Source organism: Streptomyces sp. NRRL B-1347 (genome assembly GCF_000720325.1).
Taxonomy (GTDB): Bacteria; Actinomycetota; Actinomycetes; order Streptomycetales; family Streptomycetaceae; genus Streptomyces.
Genome location: NZ_JOJM01000039.1, coordinates 1 through 24,782, shown reverse-complemented (window position 1 = coordinate 24,782; position 24,782 = coordinate 1). Strand labels below are relative to the sequence as shown.

Here is a 24,782-nt window from a genome sequence, read left to right as displayed (position 1 = left end):
TCACGGCGTCGTGTTCACGGCTGGAAGCGCACCCACACCGGAGCGTGGTCCGAGCCCGCCACGCCCTTGCGGACGCCGGGGTCCGCCCCCACCGACGGCAGTTCGAGGGCGCCGGACGCGTCCGGCAGGCCCGTGCCCGCGGCGCCGCCGGTGGTGACGCGGCGCAGCAGTCGGTGGCTCAGGAGCACGTGGTCGATCAGTTCGCGGCGGCCGGAGTTGACGCGCGAGAAGCGGCGCTCGGGCGGGATCAGCGGCGCCACGTTCCACAGCCGGGCCGCGTCGCCCCTGTCCGGTGTGGCGTGGCCCGGCGTGCCCAGCTCGGAGCCGGGCGGGCCGAGCAGGATCTGGGTGGTGGCAGCCTGCACCTCGTCGTTGAGGTCGCCGAGGACTACCACGTCCCGCTGCCGCCCGTCCCCGCCGATGAGTTCGTCCGCGAGACCCCGCAGCGTCGCCGCCTCCGCCGTGCGCCGATACAGCGCGTACGCGCCGACGCGCGCCCGCTCGCCCTCGTCCCGTGGCTGGAACCGGCCGCCCGGGTAGCTCAGGAGCTTCGACTTCAGATGGCAGACCGCCGCGTCGACGACGAGCGCGCGGCTCGCCACCCGCACCGCGAACAGGCCCCGGCCCGTCGTGGCGGCAAGCGCGCCCGCGTCGTCCCGCTGCACGGCCCGCAGCTTCGGCGGGAACGCCTCCACGTCCGCGAGCACCTCCGGCTCCAGACGGCTCAGGAACCCCACCCGGATGCCCCGGTCGTCCGCGTGCCGTGACACGGCCGTGTGCCAGGTGCCGTCGAGCAGCCCGGCCAGGTCGTCGAGGGCCCCGGGGTCGCCGACCTCCTGCACCCCGAGCAGGCTCGGGTCGAGCGCGCGGATCGTGGCCGCGAGCGAGGCCAGCTTCGCCTCGTACGCCGCCTTGTCCTTGGGGCCGAACGGGCCGCCAGGGCGGTAGAGGTTCTCCAGGTTCCAGGTGGCGAGGAGCATGACGGGCTCCCTCTGGGGTTCGGGCGGCGATCGGTTCACGCCAGGCGGGCCGTTCACGCCAGCGTGCTCCCGGAATGCCCGAGTCGGCAGAGTCCCCGCGCGGATGCGTGGGCGAACGTACCGTGAACGCATGACCGCGCCCGCCGCACCCGGCCCCGCCGACCTCGTCATCACGGGCTGCACCGCCCTCGTCCACGACCCGGCGGAGCGGATCGGCTTCGCCGAGGACGCCGCGATCGTCGTCCGCGACGGGGTGATCACCGACGTCACCACGGCCGCCGCGGCCGCGGACCTCGCCGCCGCCGAACGGATCGACGCGCGCGGCCAGGCCGCCCTGCCCGGCCTGATCAACTGCCACACGCACGCCCCGATGGTGGCCCTGCGCGGCATCGCCGAGGACCTGCCGGTGGAGGAGTGGTTCAACGACTACGTGTGGCCCATCGAGTCCAACCTCGAAGAGCGCGACGTGGAGCTGGGCGCGCGGCTCGCCTGCGCCGAGCTGATCCGCGGCGGCGTCACCACCTTCGCCGACCACTACTTCGCCATGGACACCGTCGCCGACGTCGTCGCGGAGACGGGCCTGCGCGCCCTGCTCGGCCAGGCCTACTTCTCCTCGCAGGGGCCCGCGGGACGGGAGGCGTCCCTCGACTTCGCGCTGCGCCGCGCGGGCGACGCCGACGGCCGCATCACCACCTGCCTGGCCCCGCACGCCCCGTACACCGTCGACGACGCCGACCTCGCCGCGACCGCGGAACTCGCGCGGGACCACGGTCTCCTGGTGCATCTGCACGCCGCCGAGAGCCGCGCCCAGACCGAGCACAGCATCGCCCGGCACGGCCTCACGCCCGTCGGGGTCCTGCACCGCGCGGGGCTGCTCGACGTCGACGTCCTCATCGCCCACGGCACCGGCATCCTGGACCGCGACACCGCCGTCCTGCGCGCCGCCACCGGCCGCGTCGCCGTCGCCAGCGCCCCGCGCGGCTATCTGAAGTTCGCCTGGGACCCCACGCCCGTACGGCTGCTCGCGGACCTCGGCATCCCGGTGGGCCTCGCCACGGACGGCGCGGCGTCCAACAACTCCCTGGACGTGTGGGAGTCCATGGCGCTCACCGCCCTCGTCCAGAAGTCCGCCACCGGCGACCCGCGCTGGCTGACCTCCCGTCAAGCGCTGCACCACGCCACGCTGCAGAGCGCCCGGGCCGTCGGCCTCGGCGAGCGGATCGGCAGCCTCGCCCCGGGCCGCCGGGCCGACGTCGTCCTCGTCGACCTCACCGGGCCGCACACCCAGCCCGTGCACGACCTCGCCGCGACCCTGGTGCACAGCGCCCGCAGCGGCGACGTCCGCACGACGATCGCCGACGGGCGGATCCTGATGCGCGACCGGGAGCTGCTGACCGTCGACGTCCCCGCGGTGACACGGGAGTTGACCGCACGGCTGCCCGCCCTGGTCGAACGGGGGCACGGCAAGCGGATCCAGGAGTACGACGCCTGACGGACGCGCCCCTGTGGGGGCGTGCCGCACCGCCCCGCGCGCCCCTGTACGTGACGGCCCGCCGAGCACCCGCGGGCCGGCACTCCTTAGGGTGAGACCCATGGCGACACCCGCGACTCCCGAAGCGCTCGACGGCCTCATCCACGACCCGTACGCCACGTACGCCCTCCTGCGCGAGAGCGCGCCCGTGCGCCGCGTCACCGGCACCGACGGCAACGCCGCCTGGCTCGTCACCCGCTACGCCGACGTCCGCGAGGCGCTCGCGGACCCGCGCCTGTCCCTGGACAAGTCGCACGCCCTGCCCGGCAACTACCGCGGCTTCGCGCTGCCGCCCGCCCTGGACGCCAACCTCCTGAACATGGACCCGCCGGACCACACCCGCGTCCGGCGCCTGGTCGTCAAGGCGTTCACACCCGGCCGCACGGAACGCCTGCGCGAGCCGGTGCGGCGCGCCGCCGACGCCCTCCTCGACCCCATCGAGGAGGCGGGCGGCGGCGACCTCGTGGCCGAGTACGCCGCACCGCTGCCCGTCACCGTCATCTGCGAGCTGCTCGGCGTCCCCGCCACCCGCAGGCCCGACTTCCGGGCCTGGACCGACGCGCTCGTCGCCCCCGACCCGGCCCGCCCCCACCTCGCCAAGGAGGCGGTCGCCGGGCTGCTCGGCTACTTCACCGCGCTCATCGCCGAGAAGCGCGAACGGCCCGGCGACGACCTGCTGTCCGACCTGATCGCGGTACGCGACGAGGACGCGGGCGTGGACGGGGACAAGGACGGGGACGGTGGCGGGCGGCTCAGCGAGGACGAGCTGATGTCGCTCGCCTTCCTGATCCTGTTCGCCGGGTACGAGAACGTGGTGCAGCTCATCGGCACCGCCGTCCTCGGCCTGCTGCGCAGGCCCGAGCAGCTCGCCGCGGTGCGCGCCGACCCGGCCCTGCTGCCCGGCGCCGTCGAGGAGTTCATGCGCCACGAGGGCCCGGTGCTGCTCGCCATCCGCCGCTTCCCCGTGGAGGACGTCACGATCGGCGGCGTCCGCGTGCCCAAGGGGGAGACCGTGCTGCTCTCGCCCGGCTCCGCGGGCCGCGACCCCGACCGGTTCGCCGACCCCGAGCGGCTCGACGTCACGCGCGACGCGAGCGGTCACCTCGCGCTCGGCCACGGCATCCACTACTGCCTGGGCGCCCCGCTGGCCCGCATGGAGACGACGACGGCGCTCGCCGCGCTCATCGAGCGCTTCCCCGGCCTCGCGCTCGCCGTACCCGATGAGGAACTGCGGTGGCGCCCCTCGATGCGGGCCCGTGGCCTGCTCGCACTGCCGGTCGTGTGCTGACCGCCGAGAAATCTCCAGAAATCCCGTCCACGACCGATGAGTTCCGGTGAGGACCCCGGTCCACCCTCCTGAGAACGCCCGAGAACCGTGGATCGCGACCGGAGGGAATGCGCCATGGGACTTCCGCACATCGTCACGCGCGCGGAGTGGCAGGCCGCGCGCGAGGAGCTGCTCGCCAAGGAGAAGGCCGCCACGCGCGCCCGTGACGCGCTGAACGCCGAGCGGCGCGAGCTCCCGATGGTCGAGATCGACAAGGAGTACGTGTTCGACGGCGCCGACGGCAAGGCGACGCTGCTCGACCTGTTCGCCGGACGCGCCCAGCTCATCGTCTACCACTTCATGTTCGCCCCCGAGTGGGACGCGGGCTGCCGCAGCTGCTCGGCCTTCCTCGACCAGATCGGGCACCTCGCCCATCTGCGGGCCCGGGACACGACGTTCGTCGCGGCCTCCCGCGCCCCCTTCACCCGCATCCTGCCGTTCAAGGCCCGCATGGGCTGGGTGGTGCCCTGGTACTCCACGTGCGGCCCGGAGTTCAACCGCGACTTCACCGCGACGTACGCCGACCCGGCAGGACGCCTCCTGGACCGCCCCGGCATCAGCTGCTTCCTGCGGGACGGCGACCGCGTCTTCCACACGTACGCGACGTTCGACCGCGGACTCGACGGCCTCGGCTCCACGACGAGCCTGCTCGACCTCACCGCGCTCGGCCGCCAGGAGGAGTGGGAGCGGCCCGAGGGCCGCGCGTCGGAGCTCGGCGCCCCCGCGGGCAGCGCGCAGGTGCGGTACCACGACGAGTACGACGAATACGTGTACTGAGCCGTCGACAGCGGTGGCCGGAGTGCCCCAACTCGGTGTCAGATCGGTCACGTTGCGAGTCCTCGGGGGTGCTCCGCGCGTTGTTCTCAGTGCAGAGTCGTCGCTCTGCGTCGAGCACACGGGGGATCAAGGACATGATGAACGGACGAGTGGTGCTGGAGCGCTTTCCCGCGGGCGGACCGCGCGGATCGTGGCCCGCGGAGGAGTTCGCGCGGGCCCGGCGCAGCGAAGGCCAGTGCGCGGAGGTCGTGATGGACCTGGCGACCGACGCCTTCCTGGTGATCGTGCGGCGCGGCCAAGGAGAGCACGCCGCCGCCTGACCGGAAGCAGGGCCGGGGCCGGCCGCTCAGGCGCGGACCGCTCCGGCCCACGCGGGGACGGCCCCGGACATCCGGCACAGGGCCAAGTACAGCGGAATGGGCGGCGTATAGGGGACCGGGCCTTCCGGGTGGTGGACGAGTACCGGCTCCCGCACCGTGTCGGGGACCAGCGCGCCCGGCGAGTAGAACGCCGACGGCGGCCACTCCAGGGCCACGTCGGAGTCGGCGGGCACGATCCACCACCAGCGCGGTCCGTCCTCGTACACGCATCCCACCCGGGGCAGCCGGTCGAGGAGCCGCGGACCGAACTCCGCGGGCATCGCGACCGCGTCGCAGCCGAGGGGCTGCCCCATTCCGGCGGGGACGGCGAGCCGTGCCACTGGCTGCTCACTCACGGCTCGCCGTCCGACCGCCCGCTCCCGCTCGCGCGAGAGCCGTACCAAGGTGTCAAGGCCGAACAGTCGTGATGTCCCCGCGCTCACATATCCCCCGACCGCATCGCTGTCGCACTCGCATCCCCGTCACGTCGGCCTAAAGGCCTCCGGTGGCGCTCTGGTCCATTCGGTGGCGGGCGTCGCCGGTCAGGCCCCTGCCGTGGCCGTCCGTGACGACGTCGCCCTAGTCGTCGAAGTTGTCCAAATCCAGCCCTGTGCCGCCGAACGGGACGGCGGCGAAGCCCGGTCCCGCGCGGTCCCGGACGTCGACGTCGTCCGCGAACGCGCCGAACGCGCCCCCGTCGGGCGGGCAACCGGTGATCGGTAGCTCCGCCCACACCGAAAGGCCGGCTCCGGAGTCCTGGACACCCCATGCGTTGCTCACGGCGCTCACGAGAAGCAACCCCCTCCCGTGCTCCTCGTCAGGCCCGCGCAGGCCGGTCGGGCGTGGAACCCCCGAACCACAGCCCTCGTCGCGGATGGCGATCCGCACGGTGTCGGCTTCCGTGCGGATCTCGCAGACGACGGTCCGGCTAGCGGTGTGCACGATGGCGTTGGTGACCAGCTCCGATACGACGAGCGCCGCGGTGTCGCAGGCGTCGTCGCCGACCGCGAGGGAACTGAGCCGGTCACGCGTCAACCGCCTGGCACGGCCTACCGAACTCGGCAGCGCGGCCAGGGTGAAGGTGACGCAGGGCTCGGCGGCCGCCGCCCGGTCCTCGGCGCACACGCCAAGTCGGGGATCGGTGGCTTCAGTTCCTAACGATGCGGGCGGAGTCACGCTCTCCACTATCGCCCCGGCGCGAACACCTTGGCAAGGGCCACTCTGAAATGTGCACAGTGGCGTGTTCCTTTGAGACGTCGCATGGCACACTTCTCGCAACGCCTCACCGTGCGGCGTGGGTTGGTGCAACGCGTGACTACGGAGAGTGACGCGAAGTGGCAAGATCCGATGCAGAGAGTGACGCGTAGTGGGTGGAGGTAAGACGTGAGCGAACCGCGGTCGGCGCCGACCGTCGGACAGGTCGTTCTCGGTCGTCGCCTGCAGGACCTGCGTGAACGCGCGGGGCTCAAGCGTGACGAGGCCGCGCGGATCCTGCGCGTGGCCCCGGCCACGGTGCGCCGCATGGAGACCGCCGAGGTCGCGCTGAAGATCCCGTATCTGCAGCTGCTCCTGAAGGCCTACGGCATCTCGGACGAAGAGGCCGAAGCGTTCATCACCATCGCCGAGGAGGCGAACAAGCCGGGTTGGTGGCAGCGTTTCCACGACATCCTGCCCGGCTGGTTCAGCATGTACGTCAGCCTGGAGGGCGCCGCGAGCCTCATCAGGTCGTACGAACCGCACTTCATGCCCGGTCTCCTCCAGACCGAGGACTACGCGCGTGGTGTCCTGCTCTCCGGAGCCATCGGCCAGACCCGGCCGGAGGACATCGAGCGCTATGTCGCCCTGCGCATGGAGCGGCAGACGCTGCTGAGCCGTGAGGACGCGCCGCGCCTGTGGGTCGTGATGGACGAGACGGCGCTGCGCCGTCCCGTCGGCGGGCCCGAGGTGATGCGTGCGCAGATCGACCGGTTGCTTGAGGCCACTGAAATGCCTCGTGTGACGTTGCAGGTCGCGCCGTTCGCGGCGGGCCCGCACCCGGGCACGTTCGGACCGTTCGTGCTCTTCCGCTTCGCCATGGCGGAGCTGCCGGACATGGTCTACAGCGAGTACCTCACCGGCGCCGTCTATCTGGACGCGCGCGCCGAGGTGGCGACGCATCTGGAGGTCATGGACCGCATGGCGGCCCAGGCCGCGACCGCACAACGCACGAAGGAGATCCTCCGGGATGTCCGCAAGGAGCTGTGAATGGACCGAGATCGACATCGAGCGGGCACGGGCCCCTCGTCACGGCCCGACTCCCGCGCCGATTCCCGGCCCCCCGGATCCTCCCGGATCTACAACGGCATGCCCGCCCGCGAACTCGGCAGCGAGGGCTGGCACAAGCCCTGGAGCGGTGGCAACGGCGGCAACTGCCTGGAAGCCATGAAGCTGGACGACGGGCGCGTCGCCGTGCGCCAGTCCTCCGACCCGGACGGCCCCGCGCTCATCTACACCGATGGCGAGATCAGGGCGTTCATCCAGGGAGCGAAGGCCGGGGAGGCCGACTTCCTGCTGTCGTGACGCGCGTAGCGACCGCGGTCGCCGCGCGCTCGGAACTGGCGTGATTCGTACGTTGCCGAACTGGCGAGGGAGCCGCAGTTGACCGGGACCGGGGCAGGCAGTCGGGGAGCCGCGGGGGAGTCCGCGTCGCCGTACATAGACACCAGCAAGCCGCATCCGGCGCGGATGTACGACTGGTGGCTCGGCGGCAAGGACAACTACCCGGTCGACGAGGAGATGGGCCGCCAGCTCGTCGCCATGGACCCGCGGATCCCGGGCATCGCACGGGCCAACCGGGCGTTCATGCAGCGCGCCACGCGGTGGCTCGCGGCGTCCGGGGTCCGCCAGTTCCTCGACATCGGCTCCGGCATCCCGACCGAGCCCAACCTGCACCAGATCGCGCAGGGCGCCGCGCCCGACGCGCGCGTGGTGTACTGCGACAACGACCCCATCGTGCTCGCCCACGCGGAGGCCCTGCTGCGCTCGACGCCGCAGGGCGCCACCGAGTACATCCAGGCGGACGTGCGGGAACCGGCCGCGATCCTCGAACAGGCCTGCGAGACCCTCGACTTCTCCCGGCCCGTCGCCCTCTCCCTGATCGCCCTGCTGCACTTCGTCCCGGACGCGCACGGCCCGTACGACCTGGTGGACCGGCTGGTGTCCGCGCTGCCGCCGGGCAGCTGGCTGATGCTGTCGCACGGCACCGGCGAGTTCACCCCCGACCGGGCACGGGCCGCGGGCGACCTGTACGAGTCCCGCGCCATCGATCTCGCCCTGCGCGACCGCGTGGACGTCCTGCGGTTCTTCGACGGCCTCGACCTCACGCCGCCGGGCGTGACCGTGGTCGACGCGTGGCATCCGGAGCTGGGGGAGCGGGTTCCGGTGGCGGGGGAGGGGCCGGTGCCCATCTTCGGCGGGGTGGCGCGGAAGGGGTGAGGCGGGTCCGGCCTTTTGGGGCTGGGCTTCAGGCGCGCTGCTCTTCGGGGCGTGGCTGCACCTCGGGTCGCGCTTCTTCGGGGCGCGGCTGCTCCTCCGGCGGGGCGGTGTCACGCCGTGAGCGGGCGGGCGTGGGCGCCCACCGGTGACGGCAGCAGCGTGCTGCCCATCAGCCAGCGGTCCACGGCCGCCGCCGCGGCCCTGCCCTCCGCGATCGCCCACACCACCAGGGACTGACCACGGCCCGCGTCCCCGGCGACGAACACCCCCGGAACGTCCGTCGCGTACGCGTCGTCACGGGCCACGGCCCCGCTCGGCGCCACGGACACGCCCAGCTCCTCGACCGCGCCGCCCACCACCTCCGGCCCCCGGAACCCGAGCGCGAGCAGCACCAGATCGGCGCGCAGCACCCGCTCCGCGCCGGGCACCGGCCGCCGGTCCTCGTCGACGCCGGACAGCCGCACCGCCCGCACCCGCCCCGCCGCGTCCCCGGCGAACCGCAGCGCGGCCGCCGCGAAGAGCCGCGCGTCCGCGTCGGGGCGCTGCCCGAACCCCAGCTCCCCGGCCTCCTCGTGGGCGGGCGACACCCGGTACACGTGCGGGTACGTCGGCCACGGCTCGGCCGTCCCGTCCCGCTCGGCGTCCGGCAGCGGGCGGATGTCCACCTGCGTGACCGACGCCGCGCCCTCGCGCACCGCCGTGCCCAGACAGTCCGCGCCGGTGTCGCCGCCGCCCACGATCACCACGTGCTTCCCGGCCGCCGACAGGGGCGAGGCGTCCAGGTCCCCCTCGCACACGCGGTTGGCGAGCGGCAGGTACTCCATCGCCTGCCGGACCCCGGCGAGCTCACGCCCCGGCACCGGCAGCTCCCGCCACGCCGTGGCCCCCACGGCGAGGACCACCGCGTCGTGCCGGGCGCGCAGCGCCGCCGCGCCCACGTCCCGCCCGACGTGCGTCGACGTACGGAACTGGGTGCCCTCGGCGGTCAGTTGCGCGAGCCGCCGCTCCAGATGCCGCTTCTCCATCTTGAACGCGGGGATCCCGTACCGCAGGAGCCCGCCCGCGCGGTCCTCGCGCTCGTACACCACCACCGTGTGCCCCGCGCGCGTCAGCTGCTGCGCCGCCGCGAGACCCGCGGGGCCCGAGCCGACGACGCCGACGCTCTTGCCGGTCAGCCGCTCCGGCGGCCGCGGCGGCGCGAGGCCGTCCGCCCAGACGCGGTCGGCGATGGCGGCCTCGACGTTCTTGATCGTCACCGCGGGCTGGTTGATCGCGAGCACGCAGCCCGCCTCGCACGGGGCGGGGCACAGCCGCCCGGTGAACTCGGGGAAGTTGTTCGTGGCGTGCAGCCGCTCGGCCGCCGCGTACCAGTCGGCGCGCGAGACGAGCTCGTTCCACTCCGGGACGAGGTTCCCCAGCGGGCACGCCTCGTGGCAGAACGGAACTCCGCAGTCCATGCAGCGGTCCGCCTGCGCCACCACGAGCGGAAGCAGCGCATCCGGCTCGTACACCTCGTCCCAGTCCTTGACCCGGTCGCCGACCGCCCGCCGCGGCCACTCCTCGCGCGCCACCCTGAGGAACCCTTTGGGGTCGGCCATGGCCGTCTCCCTACGTCTCCCCGCCCGCGATACGCGTCCTTCGAGTCACGGTACGTCGCGGGGGCGGGGCGGGCATGCCGGGGGCCGGGGGCGGCGTGGTCTGGGTCGGGCGGGTGGGTTCGTCGCGCTTGTCCGGCGGTCTAGGCCGGTCAGGCCGGTCGGGCGGTCTGGGGCGGTCGGGTCGGGTCGGGCTCGTCGGGCGGTCCGGGGCGAGCAGTCCGGACCGGGCCGGTCAGGTCAGGCCGAGGACGAAGGCCACCGAGGCGCCGGTGGCCGCCACGGTGCGGACGTGGTTCCACATCGTCCACTCCGCCACGTACGTCCGCCAGTACGCGGCCCCGCGCTCCGACCCCGCGTCGACCTTCGCCAGCGCGTCGTTGCGCGGCACGTTCGCCGCCACGGTGACGCCGAAGCAGCCCACCAGATACAGCGCGCAGCCGAGCAGCAGCTCCACCGTGCCCTCGTCCGGCCACAGCACGAACGTGACCACGGCGAGCACCGCGCACACGCCCGTCGCCCCCATGAAGACCGCCATGAACGCCGGAGTGACCGCCGTGACGTTGATCGCGTTCATCGCGGCGATGCCCTGGGCCGGGGGCAGCGCCGCGAGGCCCTTCATCACGAACGTGGAGAAGCCGATGAACACCCCCGCGACCAGGCCGCAGGAGATCGCACCGAGGACGGTGAGCACGAAGTAGGGTCCCTCGATCATGGCAACTCCCTGAGTGGGTCCGGCCTCTGGACGATCGGCTCCCGCGAGGGCTTCCTACGGGGGACCGGGCCTGGGGGCGGTCGGCGCGCCGCGCAAGATCCTGCACGGTGTGGTGTGTCTACGACAAGTCAAATGCCACGACGCGCCCCCGGCCATACGCCGTTCCCGCAGCTCCATGCGCCACCGTCTCGCCACCGGCGTGCGCTGCCCCTTTCCCACCCTGCCGAGGGTGCTGGCCACGCTGCCGAGGATGCTGGTCACTCTGCCGAGGGCGCTGGTCAGCTCGGCCGCCGCCCCCAGGCGCGCAGGGTCTCCTCCACGCCCCGGGCGATGCGGCGCCTGGCCTCGCCCCGGGGGATCCCGCGCATCAGCAGGGCGTCGTACTCCGTCTCCGTGTGGCGCACCGCCGCGATCACCGCAGCCGTCACCGCGCGCGGGGTGAGGGCCTGCCCGGCCGCGCTGCGCCCCACCCGGCCGCTGCCGCGCACCGAGGCGTGCGCGGCGATCCGCCGGGCCCGCTCCGGCGGGCACCGGGGGAAGAGGCGCAGGATCTCCTCGGCGAACGCCGCCGCGAAGCGCTCGTCCCCGGCCGCACGGCGCACGGCGTCCCGCGCGCGCCGCCGCGCCCGTGCCTCCGCGTCCGCCAGGCACCGCTCCTCGGCCCGCGCGAGCGCCGCCTCCTCGACCAGGACGCCTTGGCGCTCGTACCGGCTCTTGCGCCGGTTGAAGCGGACCACCACCGCCGACAGCGCGCTGCCTTCCCGCGACCGCCTGGTGAGCGCCGTGTCGCCGCGCGGGAGGTACACGAGGTGCCCGAGGTCCGCGCAGTCCAGACAGCGCGGCCCGCCCTCCTCCAGGGTGAGCAGCGCCAACGGCCCCGCCCCGCACTCCGCGCAGCGCTTGCGCTTGAGGGGCTGGAAGGCGACAAGGCCGGTACCGGCGGCGGGAGTTGCGGAGCGGGGCAGTGCCATGGGAGGTATCTTCCCGCCCGGCGGCGCACCGCACGCGGCCCGCGCACCCCTGCCCACCCGCGCCGCCCCTTGGGCGTGTGGGCATCATGGCCCCGTGCGACTCGAAGCGATCACCTGGGAACGGCTCACCGACACCCTCGCCGACCGGCTCCTGGAGCTGCCGCCCGCGGACGGCGGCGACTGGCCGCGCGTCGCCTTCGACGGCGCGCCCGCGGCCCGGCCCGGCGACCTCGCGGAACGGGTCGGCGAGGCGCTGCGCGTGCGCGGGCGGTCCGCGCTCGTCGTCGGCACCCAGGGGTTCCTGCGGCCCGCCTCGCTGCGGTTCGAGTACGGCCACGAGGACGTCGAGGCCTACTACAGCGGCTGGTTCGACACGGGCGCCCTCTGGCGTGAGGTCTTCGGACCGCTGGACCCCGGCGGCACCGGACGGATCCTGCCCGACCTGTGGGACCCGGCGGCCGACCGCGCAACCCGCAGCTCCTACGCCCAGCTCCCACCGGGAGGCCTGCTGTTGCTGCACGGCCCCCTGCTGCTCGGTCATTGGTTCCCCTTCGATCTGACGGTGCACGTACGGCTGTCTCCCGGGGCCCTGCGCAGGCGCACGCCGCCCGAGGACCAGTGGACGCTCCCGGCCTTCGAGCGCTACGAGGCCGAGCGGGACCCCACGGCCGCCGCCGACGTGGTCGTACGGGCCGACGACCCGCGGCATCCGGCGTGGCACGGCTGAGCCGCGCGGTGCCGGCCTGCCCGCGCGCAGGCCTGTGGCAGCGCTGACCTGCCGTGGTGCGGCCGTCCCCCGCCGACTGCTGACCAGGTGCGGGTGCATGCGTCCGGTGGGGCGGTGACAATGAGGTCGTCGGGACTGAATGAGGTCGTCGGGACTAGCGGTGCCCCCGCGCCGCGCCGGCCGTCCGGCATCGGGAGGTACGTCATGACCACCGCCGGAGACATCATGCACCGCGGGGCCCAGTGGATCCCCGCCCACGAGACCCTGGACCGCGCGGCGCAGCTGATGCGCCAGCTGGACGTGGGCGCCCTGCCCATCAGCGACAAGAACGAGCGGCTGTGCGGCATCCTCACCGACCGCGACATCGTCGTCCGCTGCGTGGCCATGGGGCACGACCCGGCCAAGGTCACCGCGGGCGAACTCGCCCAGGGCACCCCGCGCTGGATCGCCTCGGACGCCGGTGTCGACGCCGTCCTGGAGGAGATGCAGGGCCACCAGATCCGCAGGCTGCCCGTGATCGAGGACAAGCGCCTCGTCGGGATGATCAGCGAGGCCGACCTCGCCAAGCACCTGACGGAGGAGCAGCTCGCGGCCTGGTGCGAGAGCGTCTACGCCAAGGGCTGACGCCTCCCGGTGCCGCTGCGGCTCGCGGTCACAGCCAGCCGTTGCGCCGGAAGCCGCGGTACAGCACGACGCATCCCGTGGCGATCACCCCCATGACGAGTGCGTAGCCGAACCGCCAGTGCAGCTCGGGCATGTGGTCGAAGTTCATGCCGTAGATGCCGCACACCATCGTCGGGACGGCCACGATGGCGGCCCAGGCCGTGATCTTCCGGGTGGCGTCGTTCTGCGCGACCGTCACCTGGGCGAGGTGGGCCTGGAGGATCGAGTTCAGCAGTTCGTCGAAGGCGGCTATCTGCTCGACGACCCGCTTGAGGTGGTCGTCCACGTCGCGGAAGTACGCCTGTATCTCCGGGGCGATGACGCGTATCGGCTGGGTGGCGAGCACCTGGAGCGGCCTGGCCAGGGGCACCACCGCGCGCTTCAGCTCCAGCAGCTCACGCTTGAGCTGGTAGATGCGGCCGGGGTCGGCCGTGCGCGCCCCGGTGGGGGAGAACACCTCGGACTCGACCTCGTCGATGTCGGCCTGGACCGCCTCCGCCACGTCGAGGTAGTCGTCGACGACCTGGTCCGCGATCGCGTGCAGCACCGCGGCCGGGCCCTGCGCGAGCTGCTCGGGCGTCGACTCGAGCTGCTCGCGCAGCGGGCCGAGGGAGCCGTGCCTGCCGTGCCGCACGGTGATCACGAACTCGCGGCCGACGAAGACCATGATCTCGCCGGTGTCCACCACCTCGCTGGTCGCGGTCAGCTCGGCGTGCTCGACGTAGCAGACGGTCTTGAACACGGCGAACAGCATCTGGTCATAGCGCTCGACCTTCGGCCGCTGGTGGGCGTGGACCGCGTCCTCGACCGCCAGCGGATGCAGGCCGAACAGCTCGGCGATGCCGGCGAACTCCGGCTCCGTGGGCTCGTGCAGGCCGAGCCAGACGAAGCCGTCGTCGTCCTTGCGGACCTGGGCCACGGCCTCGACGAGGTCGCCGTCGCACGCCGTGGTCTGCCGCACCCCCTTGCGATAGGTCACGCACTTCACCACCGAGGAGCCCAGGGGGGAGCGGGCGGGGTGGCTCAGATCGACGCGCGGGCTGCGCCGGGTCAGGCGCGCCACCTTCTGCAGGCCGCGAACGCTCCTCAGGTTCCCGACCTTGCGGAGGCTGCTCACCTTCCGCAAGTTGCTCCCCATCGACATGTGCGGCTCCTCGCGCTGGACTTGAGGGACAAGTCTGCCAGTCCGGTCCCCAGCGCGTTTGAGCCTGGGGGATCGGAGGATTCCGGTCCGGGACGCCGTCGCGCCTGCCCGCCGCGGTGCCGTGGAACCGTCGTCGCTACGTCTGCCCGCCGCCGTCCCGCGGAACCGTCAGCGCGGGGCGCGCCCCCACCCGCGACACCGCCCGCGCCCCCGCGCCGCAGCCCTCGGCCACCGCGTCGCACAGCTTCGCGCCCGCGAGCCGCGAGGCGACGAACGCGCCGGTGAACGCGTCGCCCGCGCCCGTGGAGTCCCGTGCGTCCACCCGTTCCGCGGGCATGCGCACCCGCACCTCGCCCTCCCGCGCGGCCAGGGCGCCCTCGCCGCCCAACTTGACCACCACCGTGGGGAAGCGACGGCTCAGCGACCGTGCCGCGTCCGCCGCCCGCGGCAGGCCCGTGAGCAACTCCGCCTCGTCCCGGCTCGGCAGCAGTACGTCCGCCCCGTCGCACCAGTCCAGGAAGCGGTCCGGGCCGTGTCGCGCGAGGAAGCCCGCCGACGCCGGGTCCACGCTCACCGTCGCGCCTCGTGCCCGTGCCGCGCCGAGGGCCGCCCGCGCGGCCGCCCGGCTGGACTCGGCGAAGAACAAGTAGCCGGACAGGTGCAGCCAGCCCACGCCGTCGAGCAGCGACGGCGTCCAGTCGGCGGGGGCGAGGCGCAGCGCCGCGCCGCTGTCCGTGAGGAAGGTCCGCTCCGCCGTGCCGCTGCCCGTGTCAACCAGGCTGATCACGGTGCCGGTGGGGGCTTCGGGGTCGACGACGAGGTGCGGGAGCACGGCCGCCCGGACCAGGTTCTCCTTGTGCCAGGCCGCCGCGTCGGCGCCCACGCGCCCCAGGAAGCGCACGTCCCGATGCCCCCAGCAGGCCGCCCAGCAGGCGACGTTGGCGCCCGCCCCGCCCGGCACCGTGCGGATCGAGGCCTCCGTGTCGGTGCCGGGCACCAAGGGGGTGCGGTGCCGGGCGACGATGTCCGTGACGACGTCACCGACGACCAGCAAGCCCGGAGGGCGGCCCCCGCCCGTCATCCCGCCGCCCACGCGGCCGCGATCCGTGCCGCCAGGCGTACGTTGCCCCGTACCGCCGCGAGATTCGCCTCCAGGGACGCCCCTTCGGTGTGGCGTACCAGGTGGTCGAGGAGGAACGGCGTCACCGCCTGCCCCGTCACCCCCCGCGCGGCGCACTCCCGTAGCGCCTCGTCGAGTACGCGCGCGTGGAGTGCGGGATCGAGCTGCTGCTCCTGGGGCACGGGATTCGCCACGACGAGCGCCGACTCCGGTCCGGCGAGGGAGTCCTGCGCCCGCATCACCGCCGCCACCTCGTCCGGCGTACGCAGCGTCCAGTCCACGGAGTGCCCGGAGTCGGCGAGGTAGAAGCCGGGGAAGCGCTCCGTCCGGTACCCGGCGACCGCGACGCCCAGCGTCTCCAGGCGCTGCAGCGTGGCCGCCACGTCCAGGATCGACTTCACCCCCGCGCACACCACCGTGATCCGCGTGCGCGCGAGCAGGCCGAGGTCGGCGGACTCGTCCTGCGTCGCCGTCCACTCCCGGTGCACCCCGCCGAGCCCGCCCGTGGCGAACACCCGCAGGCCCGCTCGGGCGGCGAGCAGCGCGGTCGCCGACACCGTGGTGGCCCCACTGGCGCCCGTGGCGACAGCCAGGGGCAGATCGCGGTGGCCCAGCTTCCGGATGCCGTCCTCCCCGGCGACCCGCTCCAGCTGCTCCTTGTCCAGGCCGACGTGGGGGCGGCCGTCCAGAACGGCGATCGTCGCCGGGACGGCGCCCTCCTCGCGTACGGCCTCCTCCAGTTCGAGCGCCACGCGCAGATTGCGCGGGCGCGGCAGCCCGTGCGCGATGATCGTGGACTCCAGGGCCACGACCGGCCGCCGCCGCGCGAGAGCCGTCTGTACCTCGTCGGACACCACCAACACGGGTCTGCCTCCTGCCAGTCGGGTCGCCTGCGCTCCTGGGTTCATCCCTGGCGGGCGGCGTGCCGCGGCAAACCCATTAGGGTGACCGGCCATGACCACGAATGATCAGAGTGTTGCCTCATTTGCCGTGCACATCCCGGATGTCGACCTCGAAGTGGAGCCGTTGGATCCGGAGCAGATCGTCTCCGGCAGCCCGGTCGTCACCGGCAAGGTCCTGTGGGAGTCCGCCGACGGCAAGCAGCTGCGCGGCATCTGGCAGATCACGCCGGGCGTGGTGACCGACACCGAGGCCAACGAGCTGTTCGTGGTCGTCAGTGGGCGCGCCACCATCGAGGTGGAGGGCGGCGACGTCATCGAGGTCGGCCCCGGCGACGCGGCCGTCCTGCGCGAGGGCGACCGCACGACGTGGACGGTCCACGAGACGCTGCGCAAGGCGTACCACATCACGCTGAGCGACTAGCCGGGCGACCAGGGCCTGTCCGGTGGGTCGGCGAGGCGCCGCCGGGCGGTCGGCCTCATGCCGTGGGCTCGGCGGCCCGTGACCCCCTCGTGAACAGGGCGAGGGCCGCCAGCGGCAGGAGCAGGAGCGCCGCCGCGAGGTTGAGCCAGCCGTAGCTCGCCCGCGCGACCACGAGCCCCGCGATCGCGCCGCCGACGCCCGCCGCCGCGTTCATCGTCAGGTCCGACAGGCCCTGCGCGGCGGCGCGCGCGGCCGGCGGCACGGACTCGGTGAGCAGCGCGGAGCCGGACACCAGGCCCGCCGACCAGCCGAGGCCGAGGACGAAGAGGCCCACCGCCGTCTGCGCGTGGTTGCCGCCCGCGGTGCCCGCGAGCAGCGCGGAGACGGCGAGCAGCCCCACGCACAGGCCGATGACGCTGAGCCGTCCGAGCCGATCCGCGAGCCGCCCCATCACCGGTGAGAACGCGTACATGCCCGCGATGTGCCCGCTGATCACCAGGCCGATCAGGTCGATGCTCGCCCCGTGGTGACCGAGGTCGACCGGGGTCATCGACATGATCGAGACCATCGCGGTGTGCGCGATCGTGACCGTCACCAGGGCCAGCTTGGCCATCCCCGACGCGGCCACCGCGGCGATCCCGGCCCGCAGCGACCCGCTCGCCGCCGAGGCGTCCGCCTCGGGCTCCAGGGCGCGGGCGGTCAGGAGCGGGTCGGGGCGCAGCAGCACCGCCACGACGACCGCCGAGATCAGGAACACCCCGGCCGCCCACACGAACGCCCCCGACGCCTCGGGGATGCCGAGCGGGGAGACGCTGCGGCCCGCGGGCGCCGCGATGTTCGGGCCGAGCACCGCGCCGATCGTCGTGGCCCACACGACGTTCGAGATGGCCCGGGCCCTGACGCCCGGCTCGGCCAGGTCGGCGGCCGCGAACCGCGCCTGGAGGTTGGCGGCGGAGGCGGCCCCGAACCCGGCCATGCCCACGAGGAGCAGCGGAAAGCTCTCGACGGCCGCGGCCACGACGACGACCGCCGCACCCAACGCACCGATCAGATACGCGAGTACGAGACCGGGGCGGCGGCCCCGTGCCGTCATCAGGGCGGCCAGCGGTACCGACAGGAGGGCTGTCCCCGCGACGGTCGCGGTGGGCGCGAGCCCGGACAGCGACTCGGTGCCGCTGACCTCCTTCGCGAGCACGGCCGCGAGCGCGATGCCGGTGGCGACGCCGAGCCCGCCGAGGATCTGGCTGATGACGAGGACCGCGGAGACGCGGCGACGCAGGGCGGGCAGGTCCGCCACGTCCACGGGCCCAACGGCCGCCCGCTCGGTCGCGGTCATCGCCCGCCCACCGAGGCCATGGCGGACGGGACGCCCGTACGGGCCCACGCCGACGGGACGCCCGTACGAGCCGACGCCCACGGGACGCCTGCGCGCGGCGGCTGTGCCGGGTGCGGCACACATCTCCGGAGGGGCGGAGGACACGGGGATATGGAGGATGCGGTCACGCGCGCAGTGTGCCAGCAGGCACGGACACACCGACACGGCTCGTCCCGCGACGAGGCCCGCAGGAAAGGGCCGCGAGCACGGGAGACCACACGCAGGGGAGGCCCGCGGGCAGGGAAGCCGCGCGCCCCGCGGGCTCAGAACAGCGGCTCGGGCAGGACCCCCTCCAGGGCCAGCAGCTTCCGCTTGGTCTCCAGGCCCCCGCCGAAGCCGCCGATGCCGCCGTCGCTCTCGACCACGCGGTGGCAGGGCACCACGACCGGCAGCGGATTGGAGCCCATCGCCACGCCCACGGCCTGGGCCGCTCCGGGCTGGCCGACGCGGCGGGCGAGGTCTCCATAGCCCACGACCGCCCCGTACGGGACGCCCGTCGCCAGCTCGCGCAGCACCTGGCGGTTGAAGCCGGAGATCAGCGACCAGTCGAGCGGCAGCTCGAAGTCGCGCCGCCGACCGGCGAAGTAGGCCGTCAGCTGGCGTATGGGCTCCGCGAGCAGCGGGGAGGCGGGCGCCTCGACCGGCTCGGCGCCGAGCCGGTCGAGGCGCTCGACGGCCTTGTCCCGCACGTCGTCGGTGGCGTGGAAGACGACGTTGACCAGGCCGGTCCCGGTCGCGGCCAGCAGCAGCGGGCCGATGTCGCTGGCGACGACGGCCCAGACCGGGCCCGGCCGCCCGGCCCGCTGCTGCTCCTGCTGGGTGTGCCCCGTGGCGTTCATGGACACCACCGTACGGCCGGGCACTGACAACGCGGCCGGGCCGGGGTCCGGTCAGGCGGCCCCGGCCCCGGCTTCGGCCCGCCCGTCAGTCGCGCAGCGCCGCGCGCACCACGTCGGGCTTGTTGGTGATGATGCCGTTCACCCCGAAGTCCGCGACCCGCCGCGCCGCCGCGGCCTCGTCGACGGTCCAGGTGAAGATCTCCAGCGGCTTGCCGTGCGGGCCCTTGAGGTCCTGGATCGCGGCGACGTAGCCCTTGGAGACGGACGTGTGCGTGGAGTTGATCTGGTCGGCGAACTGCGCGTACTTCGGCAGCTCGGCGACGGCGGGCGTCCCCAGGAAGCCGGTCTTGATGTCCGGCCGCAGCCTGCGCACCTGCCGCACGCTGTCCGCGCTGAAGCTCTGCACGACCAGGTCGTGCTTCACGCGGTGGCGCTCCAGCCAGCCCGTCTCGCGCAGCACGCGCAGGGTGTCGCGCTCGATGCCGGGGTACAGCTCCGGCTTCTTGATCTCCAGGACGAGCCGCTGGCCGTTGCGCGCGACCCGGTTCATGTACTGCGTGAGCGTCGGCACGCGCGCGCCCTTGTACTTGGCGCCGAACCAGCTGCCCGCGTCGAGCTTCGCGATCTCCTTGGCGGTGAAGTCCTTGACCTTCCAGGGAGCGCGGTCGGGGAAGACCTCCTCGACGTTCGTCGTCCGCTTCAGGTTGTCGTCGTGCACGATGACGAGCACGCCGTCCTTGGTGCGCTGGACGTCGTTCTCGACCCAGCGGAAGCCGAGCCGGTCGGCCTTGTCGATGGCGGCGAGGGTGTTCTCGGGGGCGTAGGCGGAGGCACCGCGGTGGGCGACGACCAGCGGTCTGTGGTGCGCGGCGGCCGCGTGGGCGCGGCTCTCCTGGGCGGGCGTCTGGGCGGCGGCGGTGGAGGGGAGCACCAGAGCACCCGCCCCCAGGAGGGCGGCGGTCGTGGCGGCGGCTGCGCGTGCGGGCACGGCTTCTCCTCGCGTCGGAGCTCGGGGGGACGCCGTGAGCGTGACAGTGCACCGCCAACTACAGACAGGTGCAGGATGGCCACAGGCTGAACACCAGCCACCCATGTGGGGACCCCGCGCGCGGAAGCCGTGTTTCTTTGCCGGAAAATCGTTCGTACGTTCCTGGATGAGCCCTACCCTCGCCTCAGCCGACGCTCCGTCACCCGGCGGTCGACCGGGGGCGGACGGGGTGTTCCGGGACATTCGGGTACGACAGGCGGAAGGGCTAGCGCTCATGGAGGGCACGGTCGACGGCTTCAGCTACGGGCTCGTCACACCCGTGGTCGCGTACCTCATGGCCTGTCTCGGCGGGGCGCTCGGCCTGCGCTGCACCACGAGGTCGCTGCTCGTCGCACACTCCTGGCGGCCGGGCTGGCTCGCCCTCGGCTCCGCCGCGATCGGCTCCGGCATCTGGACCATGCACTTCATCGCCATGATGGGCTTCACCGTCCAGGAGACCCCCATCACCTACGACCGCCTGACGACCTTCGCGAGCCTCGCCGTCGCCATCGTGATGGTGGGTGTCGGGATCTTCATCGTCGGCTACCGGGGCGCCAGCGGGACGGCCCTGTTCACCGGCGGCACCATCACAGGCCTGGGCATCGCGTCGATGCACTACCTGGGGATGGCCGGTATGCGCCTGGGCGGCAGGCTCCAGTACAACACCCTCACCGTCGCCGCCTCCGTCGTGATCGCCGTCGTCGCCGCCATCGCCGCGCTGTGGGCGGCCGGGCAGGTCAGGGGCTTCCTGTGGAGCCTCGGCGCCAGCCTGGTCATGGGCCTCGCCGTCAGCGGCATGCACTACACCGGCATGGCCGCCGTCAGCGTCCACCTGCACAGCACCCCGAGCCCGTCGGCCGGGGGCTCGTCGGCCGAGCTGCTCGCGCCCCTCATGATCGGCCCGCTGGCCTTCCTGCTGCTCTCGGGCGTGATCGTGATGGTCGATCCGCTGATGCTGCTCGGCAAGGCCGACCTGAAGGCCGCCGCGCGGCCGCGCACCCCCTCGTACCCCGTGCCGCGCTCCGGCGACCGCCAGTACGGGCACGTCGGCCGCAGGGCACCGGCGAGGCCGGGCCGCAGGAGCCGCCGCAGGCCAGGTGCGCGCGCCCCGCAGAAGTGGTGAGAGCGCGGTCGCGGAGCGGCGTTGTCAGTGCGGAGTCGTACGGTGGATCCCATGCGGCCCGTATCGAAGATCGAACGCACGGTGGCACCTTTCGAGGTCGTCAGCCCGTTTCAGCCCAGTGGCGACCAGCCGGCCGCCATCGCCGAGCTGGAGAAGCGCATCCGCGCAGGTGAGAAGGACGTGGTCCTGCTCGGCGCGACCGGCACCGGCAAGTCGGCCACCACCGCGTGGATGATCGAGAAGCTCCAGCGCCCGACACTCGTCATGGCGCCGAACAAAACCCTGGCCGCCCAGCTGGCGAACGAGTTCCGAGAGCTCCTGCCGAACAACGCGGTGGAGTACTTCGTCTCGTACTACGACTACTACCAGCCCGAGGCGTACGTCCCGCAGTCGGACACGTACATCGAGAAGGACTCCTCGATCAACGAGGAGGTGGAGCGCCTGCGCCACTCCGCGACCAACTCGCTGCTCACCCGCCGCGACGTCATCGTGGTCGCCTCCGTCTCCTGCATCTACGGCCTCGGCACCCCGCAGGAGTACGTGGACCGCATGGTGCCGCTCAAGGTCGGCGAGGAGATCGACCGCGACCAGCTCCTGCGCCGCTTCGTCGACATCCAGTACACGCGCAACGACCTCGCCTTCACCCGGGGCACCTTCCGCGTCCGCGGCGACACCATCGAGATCTTCCCGGTCTACGAGGAACTGGCCGTGCGCATCGAGATGTTCGGCGACGAGATCGAGGCGCTCTCCACGCTCCACCCGCTCACCGGCGAGGTCATCAGCGACGACGACCACCTGTACGTCTTCCCGGCGACCCACTACGTGGCGGGCCCCGAGCGCATGGAGAAGGCGATCAACGGCATCGAGAAGGAGCTCGCCGAGCGCCTCGCCGAGCTGGAGAAGCAGGGCAAGATGCTGGAGGCCCAGCGCCTGCGCATGCGCACCACGTACGACCTGGAGATGCTCCGCCAGATCGGTTCCTGCTCCGGCGTCGAGAACTACTCGATGCACTTCGACGACCGCGGCCCCGGCACCCCGCCGCACACCCTGCTCGACTACTTCCCGGACGACTTCCTGCTCGTCCTCGACGAGTCGCACGTCACCGTCCCGCAGATCGGCGCCATGTACGAGGGCGACGCCTCCCGCAAGCGCACCCTCGTCGACCATGGCTTCCGGCTCCCCTCCGCACTGGACAACCGCCCCCTGAAGTGGGAGGAGTTCCAGAAGCGCATCGGGCAGACCGTCTATCTGTCGGCGACCCCGGGCGCGTACGAGCTGTCCCGCTCGGACGGGCACGTGGAGCAGATCATCCGCCCCACCGGACTCGTCGACCCGGAGGTCGTCGTCAAGTCCACCGAGGGCCAGATCGACGACCTGGTGCACGAGATCCGCAAGCGCACCGAGAAGGACGAGCGCGTCCTCGTCACCACGCTCACCAAGAAGATGGCCGAGGACCTCACCGACTACTTCCTGGAACTGGGCATCCAGGTCCGCTATCTGCACAGCGACGTCGACACCCTGCGCCGCGTCGAGCTCCTGCGCGAGCTGCGGGCCGGCGAGTTCGATGTCCTGGTCGGCATCAACCTCCTGCGGGAGGGCCTCGACCTGCCCGAGGTCTCCCTGGTGGCGATCCTCGACGCCGACAAGGAAGGCTTCCTGCGCTCGGGCACCTCACTGATCCAGACCATCGGCCGCGCCGCGCGCAACGTCTCCGGTCAGGTCCACATGTACGCCGACAAGATCACCCCGGCGATGGAGAAGGCCATCGACGAGACCAACCGCCGCCGGGAGAAGCAGATCGCGTACAACAAGGAGCGGGGCATCGACCCGCAGCCCCTCCGCAAGAAGATCAACGACATCGTGTCGTCGATCGCGCGCGAGGAGGTCGACACCGAGCAGCTCCTCGGTACGAACTACCGCAAGGCGAAGGACGGCAAGAGCGCCAAGGCCCCCGTGCCCTCCCTCGGCAAGGTGGCCGCCGGGGCTCCCGCCAAGGCGGCGAAGAAGTCCGCCAAGGACAAGCAGACGCCCACGGACAAGCCCGCCACCGAGCTGGCCGCGCAGATCGAGGAGATGACCGAGCGGATGCGCGCCGCCGCCGCGGACCTCCAGTTCGAGATCGCCGCGCGGCTGCGCGACGAGGTGTCGGAGATGAAGAAGGAACTGCGACAGATGAAGGAGGCGGGCCTGGCGTAGCGGAGAACGGTCCGGACGTCGCGGTGTGTTGCAACACCGACACAATGTCCGGACCGAGCTGCGGCGCGCTGGACACCGCTGCATAGGGTGATGGGGCGGTCGCCGGAAGGCGGCGGCCGCCCTGGGGAGTTCGAGAAGGGGACAGCGCGTGACGGTCAACATGACCAAGGGCCAGGCCATCAGCCTGCAGAAGAACGACGGGGGCGCCCTGACCGCGGTGCGCATGGGCCTCGGCTGGCAGGCGGCCCCGCGGCGCGGCCTGTTCGGCACCCGGACGCGCGAGGTCGACCTGGACGCGTCGGCCGTCCTGTTCGCCGACAAGCAGCCCGTGGACGTGGTGTTCTTCCGCCACCTCGTCAGCGACGACGGCTCCGTGCGGCACACCGGGGACAATCTGGTCGGCGGCGTCGGCCAGGGCGGCGACGACGAGGCCATCCTCGTCGACCTCCAGCGCGTCCCGGTCCACATCGACCAGATCATCTTCACGGTGAACTCCTTCACGGGCCAGACCTTCCAGGAGGTGCAGAACGCCTTCTGCCGCCTGGTCGACGAGACCAACGGCCAGGAGCTCGCCCGCTACACCCTGGACGGCGGCGGCCAGTACACCGCCCAGATCATGGCCAAGGTCCACCGCGCGGGCACCGGCTGGCAGATGACGGCCATCGGCAACCCTGCCAACGGCCGCACCTTCCAGGACCTGATGCCGGCGATCCTGCCGCACCTGTAGAGCACGACTCGGCCGTCCCCGGACGGCAGTCCGCTGTGACGAAAGGCCCGGCGAGGGGGCCGACAAGGGGGAACGAACGCGATGACGGCCGAGCTGGTCAGGGGGCAGAACCATCCGCTTCCCGGCACCCGTCTGGAAGTCCGGGTGTCGGCCGCCCAACCGGTCGTCGCCGGCGCCACGCTCAGCGACGACCGGCGCAAGGTGCGCGGCACCTCCTGGGTGGCCCACCCCGGAGCGCCCACCCTGCCGGGGCTGGAAGTGTCCCGGCAGGCCGCCGCCGACCACCGCCTCGCCGTCGACCTCGACGCGCTGCCGGACGACGCCCACCAGGTCAACGTCCTGCTCGCGCTCCCCGTCGGCGTCGCGGGCCCGGCCAGCTTCGGGTCCGTCGCCGCGCCGTTCGTCGCCGTCACCGGCCTCGACGGCACCGAGATCGCCAGCTACACCCTCACGGACCTCTCCGCCGAATCGGCCGTCGTCGCCCTGGAGCTGTACCGCAGGCAGGACGCCTGGAAGGTGCGCGCCGTCGGCCAGGGCTACGCGGGCGGCCTCGCCGAAATGCTCACCGACCAGGGCCTGCCCCAGGCCCAGGACCTCGCGGCGACCATCAACGAGGCGGTGGCCCAGGGCCTCGCCCGCTCCGTCGCCCCGCCCCCGCCCCGCCCCGCGGACGAGACCCGGGTGCGGGCCGCCGCCCAGGGGCACAACACCGCCCCGGGCCAGCGTCCGGCCACGCCGCAGGGCGACGTCACCGTCCCCCACCCGGTCCCGCCCGCCCCGGCCCAGCCG

Annotated in this window: 26 protein-coding genes; 14 read left to right on the top strand and 12 right to left on the bottom strand. The window is 73.1% G+C overall.

All coding sequences use genetic code 11. The annotated features are described in order from the left end of the window. Window positions 1-14: 14 nt before the first annotated feature. Entirely contained in the window at window positions 15-980 is a 966-nt protein-coding gene (locus tag IG74_RS0128475; RefSeq protein ID WP_030683173.1) for an endonuclease/exonuclease/phosphatase family protein, read from the bottom strand. Between the two features lie 130 nt (window positions 981-1,110). Here IG74_RS0128475 and IG74_RS0128470 point away from each other — a divergent pair, with 130 nt between their 5' ends. The 4 genes from IG74_RS0128470 to IG74_RS0128455 all read left to right on the top strand — a co-directional run bounded on the left by IG74_RS0128470 (window position 1,111) and on the right by IG74_RS0128455 (window position 4,935). After that, on the top strand, window positions 1,111-2,472 hold the full coding sequence (locus IG74_RS0128470) for an amidohydrolase (protein ID WP_030683170.1): 1,362 nt from the start codon (window positions 1,111-1,113) through the stop codon (window positions 2,470-2,472). A gap of 100 nt (window positions 2,473-2,572) precedes the next feature. Beyond that, window positions 2,573-3,799: a cytochrome P450 family protein gene (locus IG74_RS0128465; protein WP_030683169.1), complete on the top strand. Its 1,227-nt coding sequence runs from the start codon at window positions 2,573-2,575 to the stop codon at window positions 3,797-3,799. A gap of 114 nt (window positions 3,800-3,913) precedes the next feature. Further along, entirely contained in the window at window positions 3,914-4,615 is a 702-nt protein-coding gene (locus IG74_RS0128460) for a DUF899 domain-containing protein (protein ID WP_030683168.1), read from the top strand. A gap of 137 nt (window positions 4,616-4,752) precedes the next feature. Beyond that, window positions 4,753-4,935 (top strand): hypothetical protein, encoded by a 183-nt coding sequence (locus IG74_RS0128455; RefSeq protein WP_030683167.1) that lies wholly within the window; start codon window positions 4,753-4,755, stop codon window positions 4,933-4,935. A gap of 26 nt (window positions 4,936-4,961) precedes the next feature. Here the strand turns inward: IG74_RS0128455 and IG74_RS0128450 are convergent, their stop codons facing one another. Both IG74_RS0128450 and IG74_RS0128445 read right to left on the bottom strand, forming a co-directional pair. Continuing rightward, the gene (locus tag IG74_RS0128450; RefSeq protein WP_030683166.1) at window positions 4,962-5,417 is read right to left on the bottom strand and encodes a hypothetical protein; all 456 of its coding nucleotides are present in this window, start codon (window positions 5,415-5,417) and stop codon (window positions 4,962-4,964) included. Window positions 5,418-5,553: 136 nt separating this feature from the next. Beyond that, the gene (locus IG74_RS0128445) at window positions 5,554-6,159 is read right to left on the bottom strand and encodes an ATP-binding protein (RefSeq protein WP_078869104.1); all 606 of its coding nucleotides are present in this window, start codon (window positions 6,157-6,159) and stop codon (window positions 5,554-5,556) included. Window positions 6,160-6,357: 198 nt separating this feature from the next. Here IG74_RS0128445 and IG74_RS0128440 point away from each other — a divergent pair, with 198 nt between their 5' ends. The 3 genes from IG74_RS0128440 (at window position 6,358) to IG74_RS0128430 (ending at window position 8,448) form a co-directional block, all read left to right on the top strand. Further along, window positions 6,358-7,218, top strand: coding sequence for a helix-turn-helix domain-containing protein (locus IG74_RS0128440; RefSeq protein ID WP_030683164.1), 861 nt, complete (start codon window positions 6,358-6,360; stop codon window positions 7,216-7,218). Between the two features lie 99 nt (window positions 7,219-7,317). Further along, window positions 7,318-7,533 carry a DUF397 domain-containing protein gene (locus IG74_RS0128435; protein ID WP_051855567.1) on the top strand — a complete coding sequence of 72 codons (216 nt, stop codon included), beginning with the start codon at window positions 7,318-7,320 and terminating at the stop codon, window positions 7,531-7,533. A 78-nt stretch (window positions 7,534-7,611) separates the two neighbouring features. Continuing rightward, complete coding sequence (locus IG74_RS0128430; RefSeq protein WP_051855565.1) at window positions 7,612-8,448, top strand: SAM-dependent methyltransferase; 837 nt, start codon at window positions 7,612-7,614, stop codon at window positions 8,446-8,448. 110 nt (window positions 8,449-8,558) lie between these two features. On the opposite strand, the gene IG74_RS0128425 is transcribed toward IG74_RS0128430, so the two are convergent. The 3 genes from IG74_RS0128425 to IG74_RS0128415 all read right to left on the bottom strand — a co-directional run bounded on the left by IG74_RS0128425 (window position 8,559) and on the right by IG74_RS0128415 (window position 11,729). Further along, window positions 8,559-10,046: a glutamate synthase subunit beta gene (locus tag IG74_RS0128425; protein WP_030683158.1), complete on the bottom strand. Its 1,488-nt coding sequence runs from the start codon at window positions 10,044-10,046 to the stop codon at window positions 8,559-8,561. 232 nt (window positions 10,047-10,278) lie between these two features. Next, window positions 10,279-10,758, bottom strand: a complete 480-nt coding sequence (locus IG74_RS0128420; protein ID WP_030683156.1) for a DUF1772 domain-containing protein — start codon at window positions 10,756-10,758, stop codon at window positions 10,279-10,281. A gap of 278 nt (window positions 10,759-11,036) precedes the next feature. Then, complete coding sequence (locus tag IG74_RS0128415) at window positions 11,037-11,729, bottom strand: DUF2293 domain-containing protein (RefSeq protein ID WP_037826167.1); 693 nt, start codon at window positions 11,727-11,729, stop codon at window positions 11,037-11,039. A gap of 94 nt (window positions 11,730-11,823) precedes the next feature. On the opposite strand from IG74_RS0128415, the gene IG74_RS0128410 reads away from it, so the two are divergent. Both IG74_RS0128410 and IG74_RS0128405 read left to right on the top strand, forming a co-directional pair. Then, the gene (locus tag IG74_RS0128410) at window positions 11,824-12,456 is read left to right on the top strand and encodes a uridine kinase (protein ID WP_030683153.1); all 633 of its coding nucleotides are present in this window, start codon (window positions 11,824-11,826) and stop codon (window positions 12,454-12,456) included. Between the two features lie 204 nt (window positions 12,457-12,660). Beyond that, window positions 12,661-13,080, top strand: a complete 420-nt coding sequence (locus IG74_RS0128405) for a CBS domain-containing protein (RefSeq protein ID WP_030683152.1) — start codon at window positions 12,661-12,663, stop codon at window positions 13,078-13,080. 28 nt (window positions 13,081-13,108) lie between these two features. On the opposite strand, the gene corA is transcribed toward IG74_RS0128405, so the two are convergent. From corA to IG74_RS0128390, 3 genes are all read right to left on the bottom strand, one after another. After that, on the bottom strand, window positions 13,109-14,263 hold the full coding sequence (gene corA, locus IG74_RS0128400) for a magnesium/cobalt transporter CorA (RefSeq protein ID WP_030683151.1): 1,155 nt from the start codon (window positions 14,261-14,263) through the stop codon (window positions 13,109-13,111). A gap of 136 nt (window positions 14,264-14,399) precedes the next feature. Next, window positions 14,400-15,344 carry a carbohydrate kinase family protein gene (locus IG74_RS0128395; protein ID WP_037826173.1) on the bottom strand — a complete coding sequence of 315 codons (945 nt, stop codon included), beginning with the start codon at window positions 15,342-15,344 and terminating at the stop codon, window positions 14,400-14,402. Then, window positions 15,341-16,291, bottom strand: coding sequence for a pseudouridine-5'-phosphate glycosidase (locus tag IG74_RS0128390; protein ID WP_078869102.1), 951 nt, complete (start codon window positions 16,289-16,291; stop codon window positions 15,341-15,343). Before IG74_RS0128390 ends, IG74_RS0128395 begins: the two co-directional genes overlap by 4 nt. A gap of 46 nt (window positions 16,292-16,337) precedes the next feature. Here IG74_RS0128390 and IG74_RS0128385 point away from each other — a divergent pair, with 46 nt between their 5' ends. Beyond that, window positions 16,338-16,706, top strand: a complete 369-nt coding sequence (locus tag IG74_RS0128385) for a cupin domain-containing protein (RefSeq protein ID WP_030683145.1) — start codon at window positions 16,338-16,340, stop codon at window positions 16,704-16,706. 55 nt (window positions 16,707-16,761) lie between these two features. Here the strand turns inward: IG74_RS0128385 and IG74_RS0128380 are convergent, their stop codons facing one another. The 3 genes from IG74_RS0128380 to IG74_RS0128370 form a co-directional block, all read right to left on the bottom strand. Continuing rightward, window positions 16,762-18,042 (bottom strand): MFS transporter, encoded by a 1,281-nt coding sequence (locus IG74_RS0128380; protein WP_030683143.1) that lies wholly within the window; start codon window positions 18,040-18,042, stop codon window positions 16,762-16,764. Window positions 18,043-18,344: 302 nt separating this feature from the next. Then, complete coding sequence (locus IG74_RS0128375) at window positions 18,345-18,920, bottom strand: methylated-DNA--[protein]-cysteine S-methyltransferase (RefSeq protein WP_030683140.1); 576 nt, start codon at window positions 18,918-18,920, stop codon at window positions 18,345-18,347. A gap of 85 nt (window positions 18,921-19,005) precedes the next feature. Continuing rightward, the gene (locus IG74_RS0128370; RefSeq protein WP_030683138.1) at window positions 19,006-19,908 is read right to left on the bottom strand and encodes a glycerophosphodiester phosphodiesterase; all 903 of its coding nucleotides are present in this window, start codon (window positions 19,906-19,908) and stop codon (window positions 19,006-19,008) included. A gap of 274 nt (window positions 19,909-20,182) precedes the next feature. Between IG74_RS0128370 and IG74_RS0128365 the strand changes: the two genes are divergently transcribed. The 4 genes from IG74_RS0128365 to IG74_RS0128350 all read left to right on the top strand — a co-directional run. Further along, a complete protein-coding gene (locus tag IG74_RS0128365) occupies window positions 20,183-21,070 on the top strand; it encodes an MHYT domain-containing protein (protein WP_030683136.1) in 888 nt (295 codons plus the stop codon). Between the two features lie 51 nt (window positions 21,071-21,121). Next, the gene (uvrB, locus tag IG74_RS0128360) at window positions 21,122-23,266 is read left to right on the top strand and encodes an excinuclease ABC subunit UvrB (protein WP_030683134.1); all 2,145 of its coding nucleotides are present in this window, start codon (window positions 21,122-21,124) and stop codon (window positions 23,264-23,266) included. Between the two features lie 148 nt (window positions 23,267-23,414). Beyond that, the gene (locus IG74_RS0128355) at window positions 23,415-23,993 is read left to right on the top strand and encodes a TerD family protein (protein ID WP_030683131.1); all 579 of its coding nucleotides are present in this window, start codon (window positions 23,415-23,417) and stop codon (window positions 23,991-23,993) included. An 81-nt stretch (window positions 23,994-24,074) separates the two neighbouring features. Then, window positions 24,075-24,782: TerD family protein (locus tag IG74_RS0128350; RefSeq protein ID WP_030683130.1), on the top strand; the 708-nt coding region annotated here is incomplete at its 3' end.

What these genes read in the sequence shown, in the direction of transcription:
- IG74_RS0128385 (WP_030683145.1), top strand. Translation starts at nt 16,338, where the DNA reads ATGACCACGAATGATCAGAGTGTTGCCTCATTTGCCGTGCACATCCCG.
- IG74_RS0128365 (WP_030683136.1), top strand. Translation starts at nt 20,183, where the DNA reads ATGGAGGGCACGGTCGACGGCTTCAGCTACGGGCTCGTCACACCCGTG.
- IG74_RS0128395 (WP_037826173.1), bottom strand. Translation starts at nt 15,344, where the DNA reads ATGACGGGCGGGGGCCGCCCTCCGGGCTTGCTGGTCGTCGGTGACGTC.
- IG74_RS0128415 (WP_037826167.1), bottom strand. Translation starts at nt 11,729, where the DNA reads ATGGCACTGCCCCGCTCCGCAACTCCCGCCGCCGGTACCGGCCTTGTC.
- IG74_RS0128425 (WP_030683158.1), bottom strand. Translation starts at nt 10,046, where the DNA reads ATGGCCGACCCCAAAGGGTTCCTCAGGGTGGCGCGCGAGGAGTGGCCG.
- IG74_RS0128455 (WP_030683167.1), top strand. Translation starts at nt 4,753, where the DNA reads ATGAACGGACGAGTGGTGCTGGAGCGCTTTCCCGCGGGCGGACCGCGC.
- IG74_RS0128405 (WP_030683152.1), top strand. Translation starts at nt 12,661, where the DNA reads ATGACCACCGCCGGAGACATCATGCACCGCGGGGCCCAGTGGATCCCC.
- IG74_RS0128390 (WP_078869102.1), bottom strand. Translation starts at nt 16,291, where the DNA reads ATGAACCCAGGAGCGCAGGCGACCCGACTGGCAGGAGGCAGACCCGTG.
- corA (WP_030683151.1), bottom strand. Translation starts at nt 14,263, where the DNA reads ATGTCGATGGGGAGCAACTTGCGGAAGGTGAGCAGCCTCCGCAAGGTC.
- IG74_RS0128470 (WP_030683170.1), top strand. Translation starts at nt 1,111, where the DNA reads ATGACCGCGCCCGCCGCACCCGGCCCCGCCGACCTCGTCATCACGGGC.
- IG74_RS0128380 (WP_030683143.1), bottom strand. Translation starts at nt 18,042, where the DNA reads ATGACCGCGACCGAGCGGGCGGCCGTTGGGCCCGTGGACGTGGCGGAC.
- IG74_RS0128375 (WP_030683140.1), bottom strand. Translation starts at nt 18,920, where the DNA reads ATGAACGCCACGGGGCACACCCAGCAGGAGCAGCAGCGGGCCGGGCGG.
- uvrB (WP_030683134.1), top strand. Translation starts at nt 21,122, where the DNA reads ATGCGGCCCGTATCGAAGATCGAACGCACGGTGGCACCTTTCGAGGTC.
- IG74_RS0128420 (WP_030683156.1), bottom strand. Translation starts at nt 10,758, where the DNA reads ATGATCGAGGGACCCTACTTCGTGCTCACCGTCCTCGGTGCGATCTCC.
- IG74_RS0128465 (WP_030683169.1), top strand. Translation starts at nt 2,573, where the DNA reads ATGGCGACACCCGCGACTCCCGAAGCGCTCGACGGCCTCATCCACGAC.
- IG74_RS0128460 (WP_030683168.1), top strand. Translation starts at nt 3,914, where the DNA reads ATGGGACTTCCGCACATCGTCACGCGCGCGGAGTGGCAGGCCGCGCGC.
- IG74_RS0128475 (WP_030683173.1), bottom strand. Translation starts at nt 980, where the DNA reads ATGCTCCTCGCCACCTGGAACCTGGAGAACCTCTACCGCCCTGGCGGC.
- IG74_RS0128435 (WP_051855567.1), top strand. Translation starts at nt 7,318, where the DNA reads ATGCCCGCCCGCGAACTCGGCAGCGAGGGCTGGCACAAGCCCTGGAGC.